Origin of the sequence: Kurthia sp. Dielmo, from assembly GCF_000307285.2 — a bacterium.
Classification (GTDB): domain Bacteria; phylum Bacillota; class Bacilli; order Bacillales_A; family Planococcaceae; genus Kurthia; species Kurthia populi.
In genome coordinates this window covers 252,860-273,239 of sequence record NZ_HE578960.1, presented here as the reverse complement: position 1 = coordinate 273,239, position 20,380 = coordinate 252,860, and the positions used below count along the sequence as shown (strand labels likewise).

Here is a 20,380-nt window from a genome sequence, read left to right as displayed (position 1 = left end):
AATAGAATGAACGGTACATTATATGTCTGTAAATGCGCTGCTGCAGCTAAACCAATAGGGCCCGCCCCTAGAATTGCTACAGGGTATTTCATTTCACAGCAACTCGTGCCAGGTGTACAGCACGCTTGATTATTTAAAATTGGTAATTCCATCTTACTTCCCCATTTCTTAACGCATGGATATGCTTATTTATTTTTAGCACCACGCGTTTGAATACGTATTAGTTATTTTCTGATGCAAATGCTTGAATTTTTGCTTCAATAGCATCGCGAACTTGTTGAAAAACAAGCCATTTTTCCGCTTCTGTTCCCTGTGCTTTTGCTGGATCATCAAATCCCCAATGTGCACGTTTTACATGCGATGGTATTACAGGGCATTTATCTGCCGCATCGCTGCATAATGTCACAACAAGAGTCGCCTGATTCAACTTGTTCGAATCAATCACATTCGATGTTTGGTTCGAAATATCAATACCAACCTCAGCCATTACTTTCACTGCATTCGGATTTAATCCATGTGCCTCAATGCCCGCACTCTCGACTTGCCAAGATGACAAATATTTTTTTGCGAAGCCTTCCGCCATTTGAGAACGACATGAGTTCCCTGTACATAAAAAGTAGATTGTTTTTTTATTCACTTCTACACGCTCCTAAAAAATTTGTAATGTTAAATATAGTCCAAGTAATGTCACGAGTAAAATCGGCACCGTTAGTAAAATCCCTGTTTTAAAATAAGTCCCCCAGGAGATTTTGATACCCTTCGTTGAAAGCACATAAAGCCAAACTAAAGTAGCCAGCGATCCAATTGGGGTAATTTTCGGTCCTAAATCTGAGCCGATAATATTCGCATAAATTAATGCTTCTCGCACTGTGCCATCTGTTGCTGTTTCCGCAATGGCCAATGCATTAATCATAACAGTTGGCATATTATTCATAATCGATGACAGAAAGGCCGCAATAAAGCCCATACCTACTGTAGCAATCAATAACCCTTGTTCAGCTGTCCATTCAATAACATGCGCCAGTTGAATTGTTAACCCTGCATTTCCTAAGCCATATACGACGACATACATACCGATCGAGAAGAAAACGATGTTCCAAGGAGCCCCTTTTATAACCGCCTTCGTATTTACAACCTTGCTTTGTCTTGCCATAATTAAAAAGAAAATCGCAATAAGACCCGCAATCAGAGACACGGGCACCTGAAGCCATTCACTTGTGAAATAACCAACGACTAAAATCGCTAAAATCCCCCATGAAATATGAAATAGCTTTCTATCCTTAATCGCTAGCTTCGGCTCTCTTAGCATCGTTTCATCAAAGGTTTTCGGAATAGTTTTTCTAAAATACAGCATAAGGACAATAATTGTCGCGGCTAAAGAAAATAGATTCGGAATAATCATTCGCGAAGCATATTCTACAAAGCCGATGCTAAAGAAATCAGCGGAAACAATATTTACTAAATTACTTACGATAAACGGTAAGCTCGTTGTATCTGCGATAAACCCACTCGCCATAATAAATGGGAAAATCATTTTTTCACTAAATTTAAGATTCCGTACCATCGCTAGGACAATCGGCGTCAAAATTAAGGCCGCTCCATCATTCGCAAATAAAGCTGCAACCCCTGCACCTAATAAGCTAATATAGATGAACATTTTGAGGCCATTTCCTTTTGCGATACGTGCCATATGTAATGACGCCCATTCAAACAGGCCAATTTCATCTAAAATTAAGGAAATCAAAATGATTGCAATAAAGGATAAAGTAGCATTCCATGTAATACCAATAACCGTTCCTACATCCGAAAAATCAACAATGCCTAGTAACAACGCAATTACTGCTCCAGCCATTGCCGACCAGCCAATATTTAATCCACGCGGCTGCCAAATAACAAAAAGTAAGGTAATGATAAATAAAAGACTCGCTAACAAGAACATGAATTGCCACCACAATGACACGTATTGTCTGCTTCAAGTGTATCAATAACGGCTCTTACAACCGGTGATATCTCTTCTGCTATACGATAATATTTCCACGTACCATCTTTCCGCTCTTTAATAATCCCTGCATCTTTTAGCTTTTTAAGCTGCTGACTAACTGCTGGCTGTGAAATTTTCAATACATCGACAAAATCACAGACACACACTTCGCCGTTTTTCATACAAGCTAGTAAAGTTAAACGATTTTTATCCGCCATTGCTTTTAATACTTGCTCCAATTCATTCAACAAAGCTTCCTCCATTCCTATATATAAGTATTTGCTTATTTAATATAGCACTCGTTTTTACATAAGTAAATGCTTATATAGAAAATTTAAAAAAAGCTAAAACGATAGTCGTCTTAGCTACTGAATTTTATAATCGATTTATTCGTCGATTTTTTCATGAGAAGGTTGAATATCTCCTTCATCGCCGATTGAGATGAAATCTGCTTTATGATCTTTTTTACGAATGTAATAAAGGTATTCATTATCAGGCTCATCTTTGTAGTAAACAGAGGCTGTGTATTTATAATAGTCCCCTTTTTCATCCATTTTTCCACTGTACAATAATTTCACATCCGCAATATCATCGTTACTATACTTTTTTTCCTTATACAAATAATTCTCAATGGATTGTTCAACAATTTCTTTTGCTTCTGCTTTCTTCTGGTTTTGTACAATACTAAATACACTGATACTAGCTATAATTAATAACACTGCACTTACTATAAAAATCGTTTTTTTCTTCAAGAGAACCCCACCCAAAATTTACTATTTATCCCATTATAACAAATAAATGATACATTTTACATTGAAGCGATATGATACAAAAAAGCATTTATAAAAACATTAGTAGATTTCCTCCAGACCTTTTTATACGATTTCATGAAAAAAAGCATGAATGTTAGTTAATAACACACATGCTTCAAATCGCTTTATACATTTAATTAGCTTTTTTTAAATAATTTATACACGGCTATAACCCAAAGAATGATTAAAAATACAATATAAGGCTCGATTATAGTACCTAATTCAAAATTAAATATTAATGCGGCAATAACCGCTACTAAAAAAAAGATTGGGAAGAACATAAAAACCTTTTTAGATTTTGCTAAAAGTTGAATAACAATGAATATGATAAAAATTGCAATAAACATGAAAAACATTCATACACCTCTACTACCTTTGATATTAAAATTGTATCATTATTCAAAATAAACAACAAATTATTATTTTAAAAATGTTTTCATGTGACATTGCTACGTTTTGTAATTTTAAAATTCTTCAACGTTCTCCCTTGAATCGGCTAGGGTTATCTGATTTTGTAAACTATTTATCACCGTTACTGACAAAACATCTTTAAATCCATCAATTATTTAAACTTCCAGCCAGAATCATTCAAGTAGTATTTCAAAAAAGTATTATCAGCAAAATCGAGAAACTTCTTTTAAAACAACTCCCCAAACTATAGTATTCCCACTACAAACGCCTGTTATTGACTTAGGTGCTTATACATATTGATTCCGGCAATCTGAAAACCCAAATGATGATATAACCGGATTGCTTGTTCATTGCTTCCGAAGACATGTAGCTTAAAGAATAGAATTTCTCGACTTATCAAAAGAGATTCCAATTCAGTCATCATTTCTTTACCGAGGCCTTTTGAACGGATATCTTCATTAAGATAGATTTCGTATAAAAATGCACTTTTATTTTCGTTCACTACTTTTAACCATACATAGCCAGCGACTTTACCATTTTCTATAATATGGTAAAATTCATGATTTTTTGTATTAAATCCATGTGGTAAATAGCCGCTAATTGCCTGTTGTGCTCGTAAAAATGCGGAGTCATTTATAACTTCAAACGTATTTTCTTCAAGTGTATGCGCATATCTTTTTATTTTATCTTCTATGTATAAGTCATAATCTGCTTCAGTCATTGGTATTAATCGTTTCATGTCGACAATCAACTCCAAATAAGTATTTTTCATTACACGCCATTATAATTCTAACCAAAATATTCCTTTTAGTATACTAAAAGGAATATAAAAAAAAACTCCGAAATGTTGAGTAACCAACTTTTCGAAGCTTTTTGAGTGTTACATGTCGTCATACATTATTTATGAAGATCCCTATAATTGATGAAACCGGTGGCATAAGTATAGAAAAAAATACCATACTCAAAATCGCATTAAATATAATGTATGAATATATCGCTTCCATCTTTCGTCGGTTGCCAACAATTATCGCTTACAATTTGTATGATACATATAGTCAGAGCCTATTGTCGAAAATCATATTTTTCATTCGGCACTTCGAGTGTATGACCATTTATTACGACCTTATCATTGCTAAGCCAGTTGATTTTGGCGGTATCTTCACGATTATTCCAGTAAATATTTTTTGTTTTTTGCGTACTGTTATTAAAAGTCAGCTCTCCTCTTATCGAATAGGAAGTCGTCGCACCCGCATTCGTTCGGTAAGCTTTGATTGTATAGGTGCCATCTGGAGACGTTTTTTCTGTCACATACTCGCCTACCGGTAACCGATTCATATCAAAAAAAGCCCAGTACATGCCATATCCAATCATTCCTATCAATAAGACACCGATAAGTGCTGAGATTTTTATTATTTTTTTTCGTTTCCTACTTTTCTTAGCTATTCTATCCGTCATATAAAATGCCTCCCTTATATAAAAGATGAAGTTACTTTCATATAGACTGTTTTAAGCTGACTTCGTTCCCTCCTGCTTCTTTTAAAAAAACGCATAGCTAGTCGATGTAGCTACGCGTTCATTTTAAGCATCTATGCCTGGAATATAAATAATATTCTTTTCACCATCAATTGTGCTAATAAATGCATAAACCGGCTGGTAGAATCCTTTTGAATCTAATTCATAGGTCAGTTTTACTTGCTGAATGTTAATTTCATGAATATTTTTTTCAGCTACAGTAAATTTACCAGCTAGTAATTCTTGATAGGCTTGCTGTTCACTTTTCAGCTTTATTTCTTTAACCTTTTCATAAGTAACGATGTTATTTACGACATTTTTTATTGTGTTATCCTGATAATATTCTACTTCTAGCGTACCATCAAATAAGTGATTCTCCTGTTCAACTTGCTTGATTTCCCATATATAATGCCCCAATTTTTTTCGTTTAAATTGAGCTTGTTTAGGAACGGTAATGCCCATTTTTTGCAGTTTGGCGAGTAATGCTTGTTTATTTGTATCTGCAAATTTGACATCAAAGCTTGAAAAATCCGTAATTTCATAGGAGCCATCTAAATAATGCAGCCAAATAAAATAGCTTGGCTCACCGTTATAGCGATAATTTGCTTCATTTTGATAATCAATCACCTCGATCTCAGAGGTATCTACATTCAAATTCTTGAATAGCTCATCTGCTTTTTGTGCCGCTTCATCCTTTGTTAAGCTTGGTGCCTTGTAAAGCTGCTTTACTGGATGCTTGTCCGTAAATGCTCGTTCTGCTGTTACCTGCACATTGTCCATCTTCACTTTGTTAACTGGAACAATCGCTAAATTCCCAAACTCTTTCTGCTCATAATATGTAAATAGCGCAATCGATAAGCCAATGACTAATAATAAGGGCATCAGTGATAGCATTCGTAATCTAAGCTCTTTCAACGTAACGGCTTTTACTAAGCCAAAACCAATCAGTGCACCTAAAAGGTTATTAAATAAATCGTCTAACTCAAAAATTCCTACACCAGTTATGTATTGTAAAATTTCAATGAATGCGGTAAATAATAGTGTAGCAAGTAATGTCCATCTTAATGCGGAAAATCGTTTAAATAATAGTGGTAAAAATATGCCAAACGGCACGAACATCGCAATATTAAAATAAATATATTGCCAGTCGCGTAAACTAAACTCATACCATGCTTCCCGGTAAGAGCTAAACAATGCTAAATTGACGCTACCCTCATAATGTACACCACGATTTAACAGCGTTAGTGCGCATACACATACGATATATACGACAAATAACATATAGCCAATCAGCTGCTTTTCATTCCACCGCCTATCACCAGCACATTTTCTCACATAAATAAACCGGTAAAATAGAAACGATATCAAACCTATAATAGCGGTCACAATTACCGCAAACAATAAATTGCGCTGCAGCATGTGCATAATTTCTTCTAACCTCAATGTCATCCCTCCCTAAATGCTAACGCCCATTAATGACAAAAAGTTCCAATAAAAAAGCAATAAACACATTTCAATGCGCTTATCGCTTTCTTAAAATACCGTTACTGTAGCTTTCAAGTGATTACTCAACTTCCCTACTAAATCTTCATTGGCTTGTATCACAAGATGAAATGGCTTTTGCAGGCGATCAACGCCCTCTGCCCACTCTTGAATGGCTTCCTCGATAATATTTAAAAAGATAGCCAATTCATCGTTATTTTTAGTTAATGTCTGTTCGAAATTTTTGAAAAATACCACATATTGGCTGTAATCAAGCCATTCTAAGTCATTTATACATTCATTAAATGCATCCCAGTTCTTCCCGAAATAATCTGGAAACGCGAGCTTCTTAGAAAATATTTTAAATAACGCCTTTGTGCTCAAGCAGTCTTTCCCATCAATCATTGTATGGAATAAATCGCTTTTGGCAGTTTTAACCAGCTGGTCATAGTGCTGCTGAAATAATTCATTATTTATTGTAAAGTGGATAAATGGTCCTTCTAACGAGTGAAATTGTGTATCCATGTCATGCTCCTATCTATTTTTACGAACTATATACGAAAGTGAGGTAAGTACCAATGAATTATATCTTAAATCATTTATTAACTGGTGAAAAAGAACATTATTTCTTAAAAAACAATACAGACATGCCACTAGAACATTTTTGCTGTGAGCCTAATCTGGATTCATTCCATCATCCGACAATAGTAGAAACGAGTTTATCTTTTTTGAAAAACCTATCTGTATTTCCATTATCAAATCTCTCGAGTGAGCCAAAGGATACGCAGAAAATCGCGAGCGGCGACTATTATACAATAAGACAAATTTCGAATGAGGTACAGTTAAAGGAAGCTTATCGTCGTGTGGCTCGTGATGCGGAGAATGGCGAAAATATCGTCATCACTTCAGAGCAGCACATCCCGCTTACGCATGACATGACGAAATATGAATTTACCTTTGATGTGACTTGTCAAAAAAAATTCTTTTTAATGATTCAATTAGACGGACAGTGCTGGGATTTTATCGCTAACTTTACGACGCATCCATTTTCAACTCTTCCACGTATTACGGAGGATTGAGCCATCTAAAAAGAGACAAACGCTAAAAACGTTTGTCTCTGTTTTACTCTATACTATCCATTATCGCCTCGTAAACCTCATTCCATCCTGAATAATACAGTGAAACATCTGCTCGATGAATGAGCTTGCGCTGTGATGATTCAAACTGCCCTTCAAAAGGTAAGAAATTTATAATCTTCATTTTGTAAAATACTTGATAGCCGACTTTCGGATAGGGGCTATGTTCTGTCCAGGCAGGGTTATCATGATGATCAACAGTAATCGCACCTAGCAGTGTGCAGTCACCCTCGACATAGGCCTCCTCAAAGGCTTCTCGTTTAAAGCATGCTTCTGCTGTCTCGCCGTTTTCGATATGTCCACCTGGAAAATCCCAGCCGCGCGCATTTAAATCTACAAGCAATAGCTTATCTTCATAAAAGCAAAAGCCATGAACACTTGTAATAAGCGATAAAGGTGGCAGTGTCGTACGTTTTTGCCAGGTTAGCTTTACAATGGATTCTCCCCATTTTACGTGCATTTTTATTCCTCCTAAGTGACAACGAGTAAAATCGTTACGGATAAGATAACAATGATGCATAACGATAGATTTTTACCAAGTGTGGCGCCAAAATGTTCGTTAAATTTCAATCCTAATATAAGTGCTGGTATGTAAAAAATAAATAAGTAATACAGTGTATAATGAACGCCATCATCCCCATTTGACCAGGCATCTAGCCCTAACATACGAATGATTTTGTCTCCGTATGCCTCATGAGTACCGACTGAAATGGATAAGATGAGGCCAACGAGGACAAAAAGGGGTGACAGTGTACCCCAACCCACCTGCTTCATCAACGGTTCACCTTCTGCTGTATCATTTTTTCGACAAACTGCTCAAATGCCTGTTCTTCCTCAACAAATGGGAAATGATTGCTTCTTGAAAAGGTCGTAAGTGTTGCGTTGCCAAGTAGCGCCGCCGCTTCGACTGCATATTCATACGGACATTGTGCATCGTATTTCCCACCGTAAATAAAGGCTGGAATCGTGACATCCCCTAGCTGCGGGCGTACATCAAAGGTTGGCAGCTCTTCATATGAGAAATAATCCAATCTTTTCGATACCGTTTTACCGCTATTTGGACGACTAATCAGCTTGTCATAGCTGCTCGCCTCATACAGCGACATAAGTGACCATTCCTTTGAGCCGGCCTGACGTTCTTCAGCTGTGGAAGCGGGGTTTGCGACGAGCATCGCCAAAATTTCACGAAGGCGCGCATTATGTAGATTGTCCTTACAGTAAATACTTGCTGGATTTTTCATATAGTCATTTGAGGCACAAAGACCACCTGCCACGATAAACGACAGTGAGCTAGATGCTTGTATCGCATAAACGAGCGCCAGCATCCCACCGGTTGAATGTCCAGCAAACGCCCATTTTGCTAGACCCAGTGCCTCACGAATTGCCTCTAAGTCGCGCACACTATCCGCCATACTATAAGAAGCAATGGCTGTATCATCCGTCGATTGTCCACAGCCTCGTAAATTCACTAAATACACGCGATGCGTTGCTACAAATTGATTCGCAAAAAGATTTCCTTTTTCATTAAATTCACTATATAAATGTGTTACACATAGTGGCTCACCCTCACCTGCCACAAATACCTCAAACATACCTCGATTTGTTTCAATTATCTGCTGTTGCCACATAGTAGTTCCTCCTCATCGGTATATTTATGGAATATATTGTCATTATATCATACATTTTAAAGGAACATTATGTCTGCATGTAGAAATAAGCTAGTATCACATGAGAAGGGAGTTTTAACATGTCATCAATTTCATTAAAGAAGCAAACTGCAAAAATTGTTTTAGAAAAGAAAAAGCTTACTGGCGTAACGGCACGCGTAGGTCTTGTTTTAGACATTTCAGGCTCTATGCGTAAATTGTATAAGGAAGGTGTCGTACAGGAGGCGGTTGAGCGCGTGCTTGCGGTCGCTAGTCAATTTGACGATGACGGGGCGATGGATGTATGGATTTACGATAATGAATTTTCTCGTCTACCAGCTGTCACAGAAAATGAGCTCTCTGGCTATATCGACAAGGCTGTACTCACGAATGACAATGTTCATAAATTTGGACGTAATGATGAGCCGCAAGTAATGAAGGATGTTATGACAAAATATTTAAAAGAAGAACCTGAGGATACACCGGCCTTTATCGTTTTTTTAAATGATGGTGGCTGCAAAGCGGGCATTAAAAAATTCATTATGTCCTCTTCAGACAAGCCAATTTTTTGGCAGTTTATCGGTATTGGCAATGGCAACTTTGATACACTTCAAAAGCTCGATACGATGGAGGGCCGCGTTGTGGATAATGCGAACTTCTTCCACCTACAGGCAATGGAAGCGGTAAGTGATGAGGAATTGTATGACCAGCTACTTGATGAATTCCCAATGTGGTTAAAAGAGGCGAAGGAAAAAAACATTCTTTCATAAGCTAAAAAAAGTAGGCACTGCGCTCAAACGCAATGCCTACTTTTTTTGAATTCCACACCTATTATTCATTACTTCTTATAAACCACCTAATAATTTACCTAAGATTCCTAAAATCGTTGCTAATAATCCTGAAATTAAATCCATCGTAACCCCTCCTTTCCATTCTTTACATTACCTTTTATACCAGTTTTCTGATTATTCTAAACATATTTTAATATTTTTTTATTAATTTAAATAAAAAAATTAAAACAACGAAAGTCCCTTATCGCAAAAATAGATTAGTATAAAGCCTTTCCTAACAAAAAAGAGCCCCTGAATGCTCATATAAGAAAATTCAGGGACAATCTTATTTTTATTCTACATCAATTACTTTTGAAACGATTTTTCCATACTTGATTTTAATTTGACCTTTTTCCGTTACAATCCGTCCAGTCGTCGCATAGTTCTTTTCGTCCTCTGTTGTAAGATCTGCTATACGCTCGTCTGACGGTGAAAATTGTCCATCATTGTCATAATCAACATACAAATCGCCATAGTTAACATAAGGCGAATCTACTTCGTCGTATTGCCCTACCCAGCTTCTTCGTTCGCTCGCACTACGTACAGGATAATCATTGTCTCTCGATAAGGTGATTTTTTCGACGATGTCATCCTTACCAGCTTCTTCTCTCGTATAAAGAACATCACGGAAGCCAAGCGTCGTCGGAGCTCTCAACGTCGCAATATCGTGCGTAGTTAGCTGAATAATGGATGGCTGATCGTCATAGAAATACCACGTTGTCGTTAGCACCTTTTCGCCTTGTGGATTATAAAAATTCAGCGTTGTATGTCCCTCATGTCTACCACCAATTGATACATCTGGTGTCGCTTCATTTCCAGTGAAAACATATTCGCCCGTACTCACCCCATTAATCATAACCATTCCCGGATTATATTGAATACGATAACCTTTTAAATCCGCAACAGTCGCGCCACCTGCATATTTCCCGCGTGCATCCTCAAAAGCAAAGCGCGTTAATGCCGACATTTGTACATGATGCCGGGTTTCTTCGGATTTACGATCTAATACAAGATGCTCCTTCGTCGCAAGTCCTTCCGTCGTTACCGTCGTTTTTGCTAGAATTTTACCCTCGTCATCTTTATACAAAATATCACCGACTTGCCCCGCTTGCTTCACATTAAACTCTAATGGTGCGTAGCTATTATATAGCTTCCCTTCATCCGGCATCCCAACAATCGCTGGGTAGACGACGCGAATTGGCGTTTCTAGCTCCATAAAATCACCATATTGGTCTAGTAATGTCACCGGAATTTTTTCTTTATTCGCATTCCCAACAACCGCTTCGTATTTACTCGGTGCGTCCACAGTCGTCAGCTTACGCTCATCATTTACAACCGTAAGCTCAAACTCTTGCTTATAGCCTTTTGTTGCAATCGTAATGGTTGTCTTACCTGCTTTTTTAGCAATAATTTGGTCCGTTGGTAGACGCCCTTCTTTTACAGGCTTTTGCTCAATGGCCGCGACAGCTGGATTTGAGGATGTCAGCGCTAGTCCAAAACCATCAATACGACCCGGGCCTCCACCAAAAGCAGCTGAGGAAATATAACCTTGCTCACCAATCACTAATGTATTACTTTGAATTGCACTATAGCCCTCTTTACGCTTCACAGATAGTGTATAAGGCTCCTGCTCCTCTGTTGCTTGAAGCTTAGTGAACGTTACCGGTATCGTTTTTTCATACGTTTTATCCGCATTTTTCAGCGTAATTTTAACAGAAGATGTCCCAGTACCGCCACGTAATTTCCCTGTTGTAGACGTTGTACCCTCTTCAAAAATCGCCTCATCTGCCTCGAATGTAACCTCATAGCCTTGTAGCTTTAACATATCCACTGTTTGCATTGTATTTTCTATATTAAACTGTAGCGTCACAGGCTCATTTTCAGCAAAAGTATCTTCCCATAGACCAAAGCGTTGGATATCCGCTATATAGCTCACCGTAAACATCTGGTCCCCAATACGTACGGTAGTCGGTGTATTCAGCGGTAATGGCATTTCCAAATCAACCTCCATTACGCGGTCCTCTGGATACGATAGCCCAACTGATGCAGTGCCATCTACTTTTACATCGTCTTTGCGCAGACCTGTTAAGCCCTTCCCTTTCACACGTAAAATGGTACGGTCAATGGCCTCTATACTATCGACTGTAAACTGTAGTTTGCCGTCCTGATATTCATCACCATTATACATCCCATTTGCAAGAATCCCTTTAATATAAAATAGATCTTTATAATAACCCGTTGCGAGTATGCCGCGCTCATAGTAATTCCCCTGATACAGCATCTTTTTCAGCACCTTACGTCCCTCATGGAATAATACATCATCATGTAGGCGGTAATCCTTTGTATCAAGGTAGCCGTTATTAAATAAATACGTGTACTGATTTAAATAACGATAGCGCTTCAACCCTTTGTACAAATAGCCGTCCTGATATAAATACAATTTTTTAGCCGTCGCAACATCTTTTTGTGGGTACATCGTCGTCCCTTTTGCTAAAAAGCCATCTTTATAAAGTCGCTCCTTCGTAGTTGTCTGCACATAGCCCTTTGCCAGTATGCCATTTTTGAATAATAACGTCTTATCTCGCGCTGTTTTATTGCCTTTTTTCAGTGTCGCATTGTCGTACAGCCTCATTTTATTGCCTGTCCCCATAATTTTATAGCCTGTATTCAGCACACTATGACGGTAAAGCTTCCCACTATACACAACATAACCCTTATTCAATTTGCCATTTTTATATAATCTACCTTTATACAGCACATAACCAGCGGCTGCTTTGCCTGTAGCACTATTCATTAACACGCCATTTTTTAGTTTGTACGTTGCTGCCTCTGCAAGTTGTGGTTCCTGTATAGTACTCGCCATTACAATGGCTGCTAGTGTCGTAGCCATTATCTTTTTCTTCATCTAGCTTCTCCTCCGTTCTCTTCATGCTATTATCCCATTCCCTTTTTCATCTTTCATCAAAATAAAAAGAATGGGCTTATTTACCCATTCTTTTCAATTTCTAATTGCTGCTCTATTAACGTTACTGCAATTGTAAAAGCTTTAATACGGCGCTTCGCTAACGTAATCTGTGATTTATAACGCGACGGATTCTCTTTTCCCTCTAACGTTTTGACCGTTTCACGTAGCTTATGCAGCGTCGACTCAATTTGTCGCTTTGCTTCTCGTAAGTCATCCTGTTCATAGCTCATTCTAGTAGCTCCTTTAGTAAGTCATACGCATTCTCCGACAGTTCAACCCCTGTTTCCTGCGCCTTTTTCGCCTTTTGAGCAGAGCGCTCTCCTGGCAGCTGTACCTTATCAAAGCCGGGTGCTGGCACTGCCTCATGTAGCCCATCAACCATATTTTGCACACCCTTTGCAAAAGCCTCTGGTTGCATAAAGAGCGCTGGATTAATCGCAATAATAAATTGCCCTAAATGACGCTTTTGCGATAAATCATTGTACATTGTCTCATTGCCGCCTGGTAAAAGCCCCGCCACCACATCAACAAACAGCGCTAGTCCTGATCCCTTCGCCCCTGCAATTGGCTGCAGAGCTTTTACCTCATGTGGATTCGTCGTTGGATTACCCTCTGCATCAAGGCCCCAATCCGTAGGAATTTCAGTATTTTGCTCGCGTGCGAGTAACACCTTCCCAAATGCTGCATTACTCGTTGACATATCTAGCACAATCGGCTCTTCTTCATTTGGCACACCATATGTAATTGGATTAACACCTAAGTAAGCATCCCGACCGCCAAATGGTGCTACTAATGCATCCGCTTGCGTTAGTAGCAGCGTAATCATTCCCTCTTTTGCCGCTTCATGTGCATAATAGCCGACAGCTCCGCAATGCGTCGAATTGGATACAATCGCTAGTCCAATACCTGATTTTTTCGCTAAGGTAATAGCCTCATCCGTTGCCTTTTTCGCCACGACATGCCCAAATCCAAAATCACCATCCACCTTACAAACGGCCTCATTTAGCTGGGTGATCGCAATGTCTGGACGAATATTAATATGTCCTTGTGCCACGCGGCGTAAATAAATCGGGAGGCGAATGACACCATGTGACTGCACCCCGCGTGTTTCCGCAAAGGTTAATACATCCGCGATAATTTCTGCATGCCCCTCTAATACATCTGCTTGCTGTAGTTTTTGCTGTATTGCTCGTTTTAAATTTTCAACTGTTGTTTTTGGCATTTTCCATCACCCTTTCTAGTAGCTATTTTCCATTATATTGGTAGGCTTCCTTTGTTGTACAAAATAAAGCTTTATCTTTCCAATTATTCCCTGTATAGTGGAGAGAACTATTTTCTTAGGAGTGATTATATGCAGCAATACGACCAGAACATCGATCATCAATTGGAGGGTAGCAATTCTTAGAAAAAAGCGCCCTCATCTAAATCGGAGGGGTCTCTTTTGAAGTTAACAACCATTTATTATTTTTTAACATCCTCGCGCTCGTTTAGCATTCACATTGTTTTTACAATCAGCGCCATTTACTATGTATCCGTTGCACAATTAAACGCATTAGAGCTCGTATTAATTGGCACCATTTTAGAATTAACTGTCTTTATTTGTGAAATACCAACTGGTCTATTTGCTGATTTTTTTGGCCGTAAAAAATCATTTATACTCGGTACTGTAATAATTGGTAGCGCGCATTTATTAGAAGGCAGTACCCCCGAATTTTGGGCGATTGCGCTTGCATCCATGCTATGGGGTATTGGCTGGACATTTATTAGCGGATCAGAAGAGGCTTGGATTGCAGACGAATTAGAAAACCAAGCGCTTGAACGTGTTTTTTTAAAAGGCGCTCAGTGGCGTTCAATTGGTAGCTTTTTAGGTATTGTCATGAGTGTCGTATTAGCGCTATTTTTATCTGTGCAACTTGCGATTATCCTAGCAGGTGCTTTTTTATTACTCATTGCCATCATTTCTTTATGCATTGTACCAGAAACAAACTATATACCTGTTTCGATCAAGCAAGTATCCCCTTTCTCTCAAATGAAATCGACTTTACTAGAAGGCTGGGCGCAAATCAAACAGCAAACTACACTTCGCTCAATTGTTTGGATCACCTTGTTTATTGGCCTTGCGAGTGAAGGCTTTGACCGATTATCAGGTGCCCATTTTATCGAGGGATTTCATCTTAATGAGGAAAAGGCGATTTACTGGTTTGGTGCCCTTTTTGCCGTAGCATACATTCTCAATATCGTATTATTAAAGTGGATTGAACTGTATGTTAAAAAGGATTATGCGCGATTGTTCGGGCTACTAAACAGCCTGTTAGTACTATGCTTAATTGGCTTTGCCTATAGTGATAATTTCCCTCTAGCTGTTCTATTTTACTGGTTGATTTCTGCATTACGAGAAACGAATGAACCTTTACTTGCAGTGATGATTAATACACGTCTACCTGCAAATGGACGCGCTACTACTTTGTCAATGTTTGGACAAGTGGATGCGCTTGGTCAAATTGCAGGCGGTCCTCTTATTGGCTTCATTGCCCTTTATACATCTGTTACACATGGCATTGCAGCGACAGCGATTTTCTTTTTGCCTGTAGTCTGGCTCTCTTTAAAAATGCGTAATAAAACACGACATCGTATGTAAGATGTCGTGTTTTATTTTTATTTTATAGACTGGCGAGGAATATTTTTATCACTTATTAGCATTCATTCATTTGAAATAATTGATTTGAAATCGTTGATTACCTCAGGAAGCGTGTTTTGGATACGACTTATTTTTTGATAAGCGTCAGCACACTGTAAAATGGCCTAGCGTGTTAGTAACAATATGATTACATCATGCTAAATACAAGAAAAGTGCCATTTTCATGCGAATGATTTGCGCATTGACAACGCGGTTTTTAACAAAACACTCCCCAAAAGTGGCTGAAAACGGTCCTTTTTTGGTCCTGAAACAGTCGATTTCGGGACAGAAATGGGCAGTTGAAACACTCAAAAGCTCCTTTTTAATAAATGTCATGCCAGCAGCTCAACGATTTTCGTTAAGCGATTAAAAGCGATTCAAAAACACCCGTCAGAGGCTTATTTCTAACCCATTTTAGCTGATTTCAAGCCATTTTAGTCCCTTTTTCGCTATGTGTTTTTTCAATAAATGACAGCTTTTTTATAACTACCTGCTATATATGCTTAAAAAGGATAATCATTTGTGAAAATGGCGCATATTTTCAATTATGTCGTATCCAAAACACGCTAGTTGGGCTTTTCATTCATTTCAAGTGAACGACTGAGTGCTTCATAGTTACGTGATGGATGCTTTAATTTCGCTACCTCTAGTACAGATTTTGACATGACTCGATAGGTGTTTTGATATTTTTTTGGTATAACCGCTAGATGCTTGTCTACTGTCGTCTGATCGCCGCGCTCAATAGGACCTGTTAGCGCAGCTACTGGTCCCTTATCATAAATATTTTGGGCGTTTTGTAAAAATAATTGACGGAAGGCTTGCTGTGCAATGTCTCCGGAAAATCCTGCCTCACTGAAAAGCTGCTGACTCGTATGCACAAGGCCATTCACAAGATTGCTACATGTCACACAGGCCGCATGGTAAAGCGCCTTTTGCGGTGCGTCAATAATCGGCGCCTCATTCCCCCAGCACGTAATCTTTTGCTGTACATCTTCGCAAGCTTGTCGGTCACCTTCTAACGTAAAAATAACAGATGCATCAAGTGCGGTCGTTTTTGCTGGGAAGGCTGAAATCGGATGCAAGGACACAACAGCGTACGAGCGCGTGTCATTCGTCGCCATTATTTGAGCCGATGCGGCACCCGAGCAATGAAAAATAATCATCCCTGTTCGTAGCAGCGGCTCAATTTCTTGAAATACAGTGGCAATCGCACTGTCTGACACCGTTAAAAATAGCCAATCACAGGCCGCTACAAGCTCCTCAGTCGAGGCAAAGGCGTCTGTATTCGTCAGCATCGCACTTTCCTGCGCATGCTCGAATGTGCGACTTGCGTAACCTGCAACCGCTTCCCCTTGCGTGATGAAATAACGCCCGAGCGATGTCCCCACATTTCCTGCACCAATAAATCCAATTGTCATGTTCATTCTCCCTTCTCTGTCCTTAGTTTACGGGCTATACGTAAAGATTGTAAAACGAATGCGTGATATTTCGATCCAATGAACGGGTACATAAGCTGTAACAAAGGGGTTTTACGATGATACAAGTTGAAAATCTTTATAAAAAGTTCGGAAAGCATCCGGTCATTCAAGGTATTTCGATGACAATTCCACCGAGTGAAATTTGCTGTCTACTCGGTCCATCTGGCTCTGGAAAAACGACACTCATTCGCCTAATGATTGGTGCGATTGTAGGTAACAAGGGAACTGTGAAAATCGACGACGTCAACATGCCTAATTTATCTATGCTAGGGAATATTGGCTTTATGCCGCAAAATGATGCGCTGTATGATGATTTATCTGCTGAGGATAATTTACGCTTTTTCGGCGGACTTCAGCAAATGAAAAAGGCGGCACTTGAAGCGCGGATGAATGACGTACTGGCACTTGTTGATTTAACCGCGCACCGAAAAAAAATGGTCCGTGATTTCTCCGGTGGTATGAAAAAACGCTTATCACTCGCCGCAAGCATTTTACATTCTCCAAAAATATTATTTTTAGATGAGCCAACTGTTGGCATTGACCCGGTGCTAAAGCGTACGATTTGGAATCAGTTTCAGGAGCTAAAACATGCGGGGACAACGATTATCGTTTCAACGCATGTCATGGATGAGGTGACAGAATGTGACAAGGCTGCGCTCATTTACAACGGGCGGCTAATCGCCTATGATGCCGTTCCTACCCTGTTAGCTAGTACGACCTCTGGAAAAGTAGAGGAGCTCTTTATTATGGCGAGTGAAAAAGAAGGTGCTCGTCTATGATGGATTTAGCGAAGCGCGTCATCAAGCAAACCGTCAATGATAAACGCAGTATAATGATGATTTTAGTCGCTCCCCTGCTCATTTTGACGCTCGTTTATTTTTTATTAGGGGATTCCAACTACAAGCCGACTGTTGGCATTGAAAAAGGAAGTCTGCCTGAACCACTCGTAACAGCGATGGAAGAGCAGCATATGCATATCAAAAAATTACCTAGCGAGGCATTTGACGAGCCAAAAAGTTATTTGAAAAAGCATGAAGCAGTGGATGCCTTGTTTGAACTGAATGACAGTAGCGTGTCGATTACATTAGTTGAATCCTCGACAAAGGGCGCAAAGGCAATGACCGCGATACAGGATGCACTGGCAGACGTCAATCCGGCAGCAAAAATGGACATTTCCTATATATACGGGGATGCAGACCAAACACTTTTTGATTCGCTTGGCTACGTATTTTTAGCACTTTTCTCGTTTTTCCTTATTTTCATTATTTCCGGTATGGCACTCGTACGCGAACGCAGTGGCGGGACACTTGAACGGCTATTAATGACGCCCATTAAGCGCAGTGAAGTTATTTTAGGCTATACGCTTGGCTATAGTGTTTTTGCGGTTGTGCAGGCGATATTAATCGTCCTCTACGCGGTTTATGTACTCGATTTAAGCTCTGCGGGGCATATTGGCTGGATTTTTGTCACGATGGTGCTACTGGCAATTGTTGCGGTATCATTTGGTGCGATGATTTCCGTCTTTGCACACTCAGAGCTTCAAGTCGTCCAGCTTATTCCGTTTACCATTATTCCACAGGTCTTTTTCTCCGGCCTTATCCCGCTCGATTTAATTCCATATCATCTCGGCAACTTATGCTATATTATGCCGATTTACTACGGCGCAGCGGCGATCAAAGGCATCATGGTCTATGGTGACGGCTTCGCTGGCATCTGGATGTATTTAGCAGGGCTACTTGGCTTTGTGCTTATTTTGTTCCTCATTAATATGCAGGCCATGAAAAAATTCCGCCGTTTATAATAACAAAGAGGCTTTGACATACGTGTAAAGACAGCCTTTCCTATGAATATACGAAAAACCGGAATCGCGCTGTGGCACGGTTCCGGTTTTTCGTTGTGAACGCTAGTTTTGTCCTAGCCTCATTTTTCTAATGTGCGATCATTTCATGTGCAATATCATGCCCTGATAAATCAGCTGGATAATACGTCGGCCAATTGTCCATTTCCTCTAATAATTTTGCGCGGTCATCGCCAAAATAAAGATGGAAATGAGATGATTTTTCGTCATGAATAATATGGTCGCTAAATTGCACATATTTCGGTGCAGTGGATGCGTCATCAACTTGCTTGAAAATATAGCGCACGCCGCGATTTCCTTTTTCATACGTCAAAATTTCATAGCCATCCGCCTCGTATGTACCCGTCACTTTCTCTTTTCCCTTATAAAATGTCATTGTATTCGCTGTAATATCAATGGCTGTGACATCGGTTTTATAACCCACTTTATAATATTTTTTGTAGGCTGTAGCGGTCTTATCCCCATCCGCTGCCTTATGTTCAAACACTTCATCTAGCGTACCATCCTGCAAATATGGATAGACCGATTGCCAATTATTCGCCCAATTTGTTAGCGGACGGTCTTGTACATCTCCATCTTCAAAATAGCCTTCATAGATTTTTTGAGCTGCTTCACTTTTTTCATCATGTGCGTGTGTCTCTTCCTTTTCAGTCGATTGTGCAACCGTTTTTTGCTCCTGTGTCTCGGTTTTTTCCTCCCCACACCCCGCAAGTACGAAAGCTAATGCTACTACTGCTGTTGCTGCTCTCCACTTTTTCATTTGTTCCACTCCTTAAATCGTAATTGTTACGTTTTATAATATATCGTAATGATTACGATTTGTAAATAAGAAAATTAAAAACCACTCATCTCTGAATGGTTTAAAAGCTAAACAGTGCAAATAAAATAATGACTACACTGGCAATGCCGTAAAAAAATGCACGCTTCGCTTTTCGCTTGTACATATCGTATGCAATAAGTGTGAAAAATAAGCCAACAAATAATGTAATAATCGGCATATACGTAAAGTTTTGGGTAATAAAACTGCCAATCAACATCGCCCATAGCACGATTAATAAGCAAATTTTTATCCAAATCATTTATAAATCCTCCCTTTTTGTCATTTTTCTGGTATAATAAATTGTACCATATATTGTATTTAAAGGGAGATTATTATGAAGAAATGGTTTATGATTGGTATTCCTGTTGTGATTATTTGTGCGATTGCGTGGTTTGTTTACGCAGAAATCAACGGGAATCCATATGTGAAATATCAAATGGACAAGGAATTACCAACGCATCTTGAAAAAGCTGGGGAATCAAAGGCGGCTACATCAATGTATTTATTCTCAAATCCAAAATTCCCTATAAACAATGATTATTACGGTGATATTTATACGCTTGAATTTAAAGATGAGCCTAATATGCATTATTACTATGGTTTATCTAAAAAAGATAAAGAAATTACGCAGTTTTGTGAAAAAGATTTTTATAAAGATAGCGCAATAGACACCATTACAAAAGAAACAAAGCATGCAGAAAAAAGCTGTGTCTCAATGTACGCAAATCGCGATTAAGCGCGGTGAGATAAAGTGACTGGGACAAAACACATC

The 20,380-nt window shown here is 39.0% G+C and carries 23 protein-coding genes; 6 read left to right on the top strand and 17 right to left on the bottom strand.

From position 1 onward, the window contains the following. Positions 1 to 220 precede the first annotated feature (220 nt). The 8 genes from arsC to KTHG_RS14840 all read right to left on the bottom strand — a co-directional run bounded on the left by arsC (position 221) and on the right by KTHG_RS14840 (position 6,723). Positions 221 to 637 (bottom strand): arsenate reductase (thioredoxin), encoded by a 417-nt coding sequence (arsC, locus tag KTHG_RS14875; protein WP_139994706.1) that lies wholly within the window; start codon positions 635 to 637, stop codon positions 221 to 223. A gap of 12 nt (positions 638 to 649) precedes the next feature. Then, entirely contained in the window at positions 650 to 1,939 is a 1,290-nt protein-coding gene (locus KTHG_RS14870) for an arsenic transporter (RefSeq protein WP_139994704.1), read from the bottom strand. After that, positions 1,927 to 2,199: an ArsR/SmtB family transcription factor gene (locus KTHG_RS14865; protein WP_370323603.1), complete on the bottom strand. Its 273-nt coding sequence runs from the start codon at positions 2,197 to 2,199 to the stop codon at positions 1,927 to 1,929. Before KTHG_RS14865 ends, KTHG_RS14870 begins: the two co-directional genes overlap by 13 nt. Before the next feature lie 168 nt (positions 2,200 to 2,367). Continuing rightward, entirely contained in the window at positions 2,368 to 2,733 is a 366-nt protein-coding gene (locus KTHG_RS14860; protein WP_186439635.1) for a DUF3139 domain-containing protein, read from the bottom strand. 742 nt (positions 2,734 to 3,475) lie between these two features. Then, a complete protein-coding gene (locus KTHG_RS14855; RefSeq protein WP_186439634.1) occupies positions 3,476 to 3,943 on the bottom strand; it encodes a GNAT family N-acetyltransferase in 468 nt (155 codons plus the stop codon). Positions 3,944 to 4,266: 323 nt separating this feature from the next. After that, a complete protein-coding gene (locus KTHG_RS14850; RefSeq protein ID WP_139994698.1) occupies positions 4,267 to 4,659 on the bottom strand; it encodes a DUF5412 domain-containing protein in 393 nt (130 codons plus the stop codon). 123 nt (positions 4,660 to 4,782) lie between these two features. Next, the gene (locus KTHG_RS14845) at positions 4,783 to 6,159 is read right to left on the bottom strand and encodes a VanZ family protein (RefSeq protein ID WP_186439633.1); all 1,377 of its coding nucleotides are present in this window, start codon (positions 6,157 to 6,159) and stop codon (positions 4,783 to 4,785) included. 90 nt (positions 6,160 to 6,249) lie between these two features. Further along, positions 6,250 to 6,723: a barstar family protein gene (locus tag KTHG_RS14840; protein ID WP_139994694.1), complete on the bottom strand. Its 474-nt coding sequence runs from the start codon at positions 6,721 to 6,723 to the stop codon at positions 6,250 to 6,252. 53 nt (positions 6,724 to 6,776) lie between these two features. Here KTHG_RS14840 and KTHG_RS14835 point away from each other — a divergent pair, with 53 nt between their 5' ends. Further along, positions 6,777 to 7,277 (top strand): hypothetical protein, encoded by a 501-nt coding sequence (locus KTHG_RS14835; RefSeq protein ID WP_139994692.1) that lies wholly within the window; start codon positions 6,777 to 6,779, stop codon positions 7,275 to 7,277. A gap of 43 nt (positions 7,278 to 7,320) precedes the next feature. Here KTHG_RS14835 and KTHG_RS14830 read toward each other — a convergent pair whose 3' ends face one another. Genes KTHG_RS14830 through KTHG_RS14820 form a run of 3 tightly spaced genes read right to left on the bottom strand, consistent with a single transcriptional unit; the run spans position 7,321 to position 8,962 of the window. Further along, positions 7,321 to 7,794, bottom strand: coding sequence for an NUDIX hydrolase (locus KTHG_RS14830; RefSeq protein WP_139994690.1), 474 nt, complete (start codon positions 7,792 to 7,794; stop codon positions 7,321 to 7,323). 11 nt (positions 7,795 to 7,805) lie between these two features. Further along, entirely contained in the window at positions 7,806 to 8,111 is a 306-nt protein-coding gene (locus KTHG_RS14825) for a hypothetical protein (protein ID WP_139994688.1), read from the bottom strand. Further along, the gene (locus KTHG_RS14820) at positions 8,108 to 8,962 is read right to left on the bottom strand and encodes an alpha/beta fold hydrolase (RefSeq protein ID WP_139994686.1); all 855 of its coding nucleotides are present in this window, start codon (positions 8,960 to 8,962) and stop codon (positions 8,108 to 8,110) included. Before KTHG_RS14820 ends, KTHG_RS14825 begins: the two co-directional genes overlap by 4 nt. A gap of 119 nt (positions 8,963 to 9,081) precedes the next feature. Between KTHG_RS14820 and KTHG_RS14815 the strand changes: the two genes are divergently transcribed. After that, positions 9,082 to 9,750 (top strand): vWA domain-containing protein, encoded by a 669-nt coding sequence (locus KTHG_RS14815; RefSeq protein WP_126990431.1) that lies wholly within the window; start codon positions 9,082 to 9,084, stop codon positions 9,748 to 9,750. 352 nt (positions 9,751 to 10,102) lie between these two features. Here the strand turns inward: KTHG_RS14815 and KTHG_RS14810 are convergent, their stop codons facing one another. From KTHG_RS14810 to KTHG_RS14800, 3 genes are all read right to left on the bottom strand, one after another. Then, the gene (locus tag KTHG_RS14810; RefSeq protein ID WP_139994684.1) at positions 10,103 to 12,715 is read right to left on the bottom strand and encodes a hypothetical protein; all 2,613 of its coding nucleotides are present in this window, start codon (positions 12,713 to 12,715) and stop codon (positions 10,103 to 10,105) included. 80 nt (positions 12,716 to 12,795) lie between these two features. After that, positions 12,796 to 13,005 carry a hypothetical protein gene (locus KTHG_RS14805; protein WP_139994682.1) on the bottom strand — a complete coding sequence of 70 codons (210 nt, stop codon included), beginning with the start codon at positions 13,003 to 13,005 and terminating at the stop codon, positions 12,796 to 12,798. Next, the gene (locus KTHG_RS14800; RefSeq protein ID WP_139994680.1) at positions 13,002 to 13,997 is read right to left on the bottom strand and encodes an Ldh family oxidoreductase; all 996 of its coding nucleotides are present in this window, start codon (positions 13,995 to 13,997) and stop codon (positions 13,002 to 13,004) included. Before KTHG_RS14800 ends, KTHG_RS14805 begins: the two co-directional genes overlap by 4 nt. Before the next feature lie 219 nt (positions 13,998 to 14,216). Here KTHG_RS14800 and KTHG_RS14795 point away from each other — a divergent pair, with 219 nt between their 5' ends. Continuing rightward, positions 14,217 to 15,413, top strand: a complete 1,197-nt coding sequence (locus KTHG_RS14795) for an MFS transporter (protein ID WP_139994678.1) — start codon at positions 14,217 to 14,219, stop codon at positions 15,411 to 15,413. Positions 15,414 to 16,018: 605 nt separating this feature from the next. On the opposite strand, the gene KTHG_RS14790 is transcribed toward KTHG_RS14795, so the two are convergent. Then, positions 16,019 to 16,870 (bottom strand): Rossmann-like and DUF2520 domain-containing protein, encoded by an 852-nt coding sequence (locus KTHG_RS14790; protein ID WP_186439632.1) that lies wholly within the window; start codon positions 16,868 to 16,870, stop codon positions 16,019 to 16,021. Between the two features lie 116 nt (positions 16,871 to 16,986). Between KTHG_RS14790 and KTHG_RS14785 the strand changes: the two genes are divergently transcribed. Both KTHG_RS14785 and KTHG_RS14780 read left to right on the top strand, forming a co-directional pair. Further along, positions 16,987 to 17,709 carry an ABC transporter ATP-binding protein gene (locus KTHG_RS14785; protein WP_139994674.1) on the top strand — a complete coding sequence of 241 codons (723 nt, stop codon included), beginning with the start codon at positions 16,987 to 16,989 and terminating at the stop codon, positions 17,707 to 17,709. Continuing rightward, positions 17,706 to 18,731 carry an ABC transporter permease gene (locus tag KTHG_RS14780; protein ID WP_139994672.1) on the top strand — a complete coding sequence of 342 codons (1,026 nt, stop codon included), beginning with the start codon at positions 17,706 to 17,708 and terminating at the stop codon, positions 18,729 to 18,731. The genes KTHG_RS14785 and KTHG_RS14780 overlap by 4 nt, the downstream gene beginning before the upstream one ends. A gap of 127 nt (positions 18,732 to 18,858) precedes the next feature. On the opposite strand, the gene KTHG_RS14775 is transcribed toward KTHG_RS14780, so the two are convergent. Next, on the bottom strand, positions 18,859 to 19,548 hold the full coding sequence (locus KTHG_RS14775) for a ZinT/AdcA family metal-binding protein (protein ID WP_126990440.1): 690 nt from the start codon (positions 19,546 to 19,548) through the stop codon (positions 18,859 to 18,861). 100 nt (positions 19,549 to 19,648) lie between these two features. Next, a complete protein-coding gene (locus KTHG_RS14770) occupies positions 19,649 to 19,867 on the bottom strand; it encodes a hypothetical protein (protein WP_126990441.1) in 219 nt (72 codons plus the stop codon). Between the two features lie 75 nt (positions 19,868 to 19,942). On the opposite strand from KTHG_RS14770, the gene KTHG_RS14765 reads away from it, so the two are divergent. Beyond that, positions 19,943 to 20,344, top strand: a complete 402-nt coding sequence (locus tag KTHG_RS14765; protein WP_139994670.1) for a DUF3139 domain-containing protein — start codon at positions 19,943 to 19,945, stop codon at positions 20,342 to 20,344. Positions 20,345 to 20,380 lie beyond the last annotated feature (36 nt).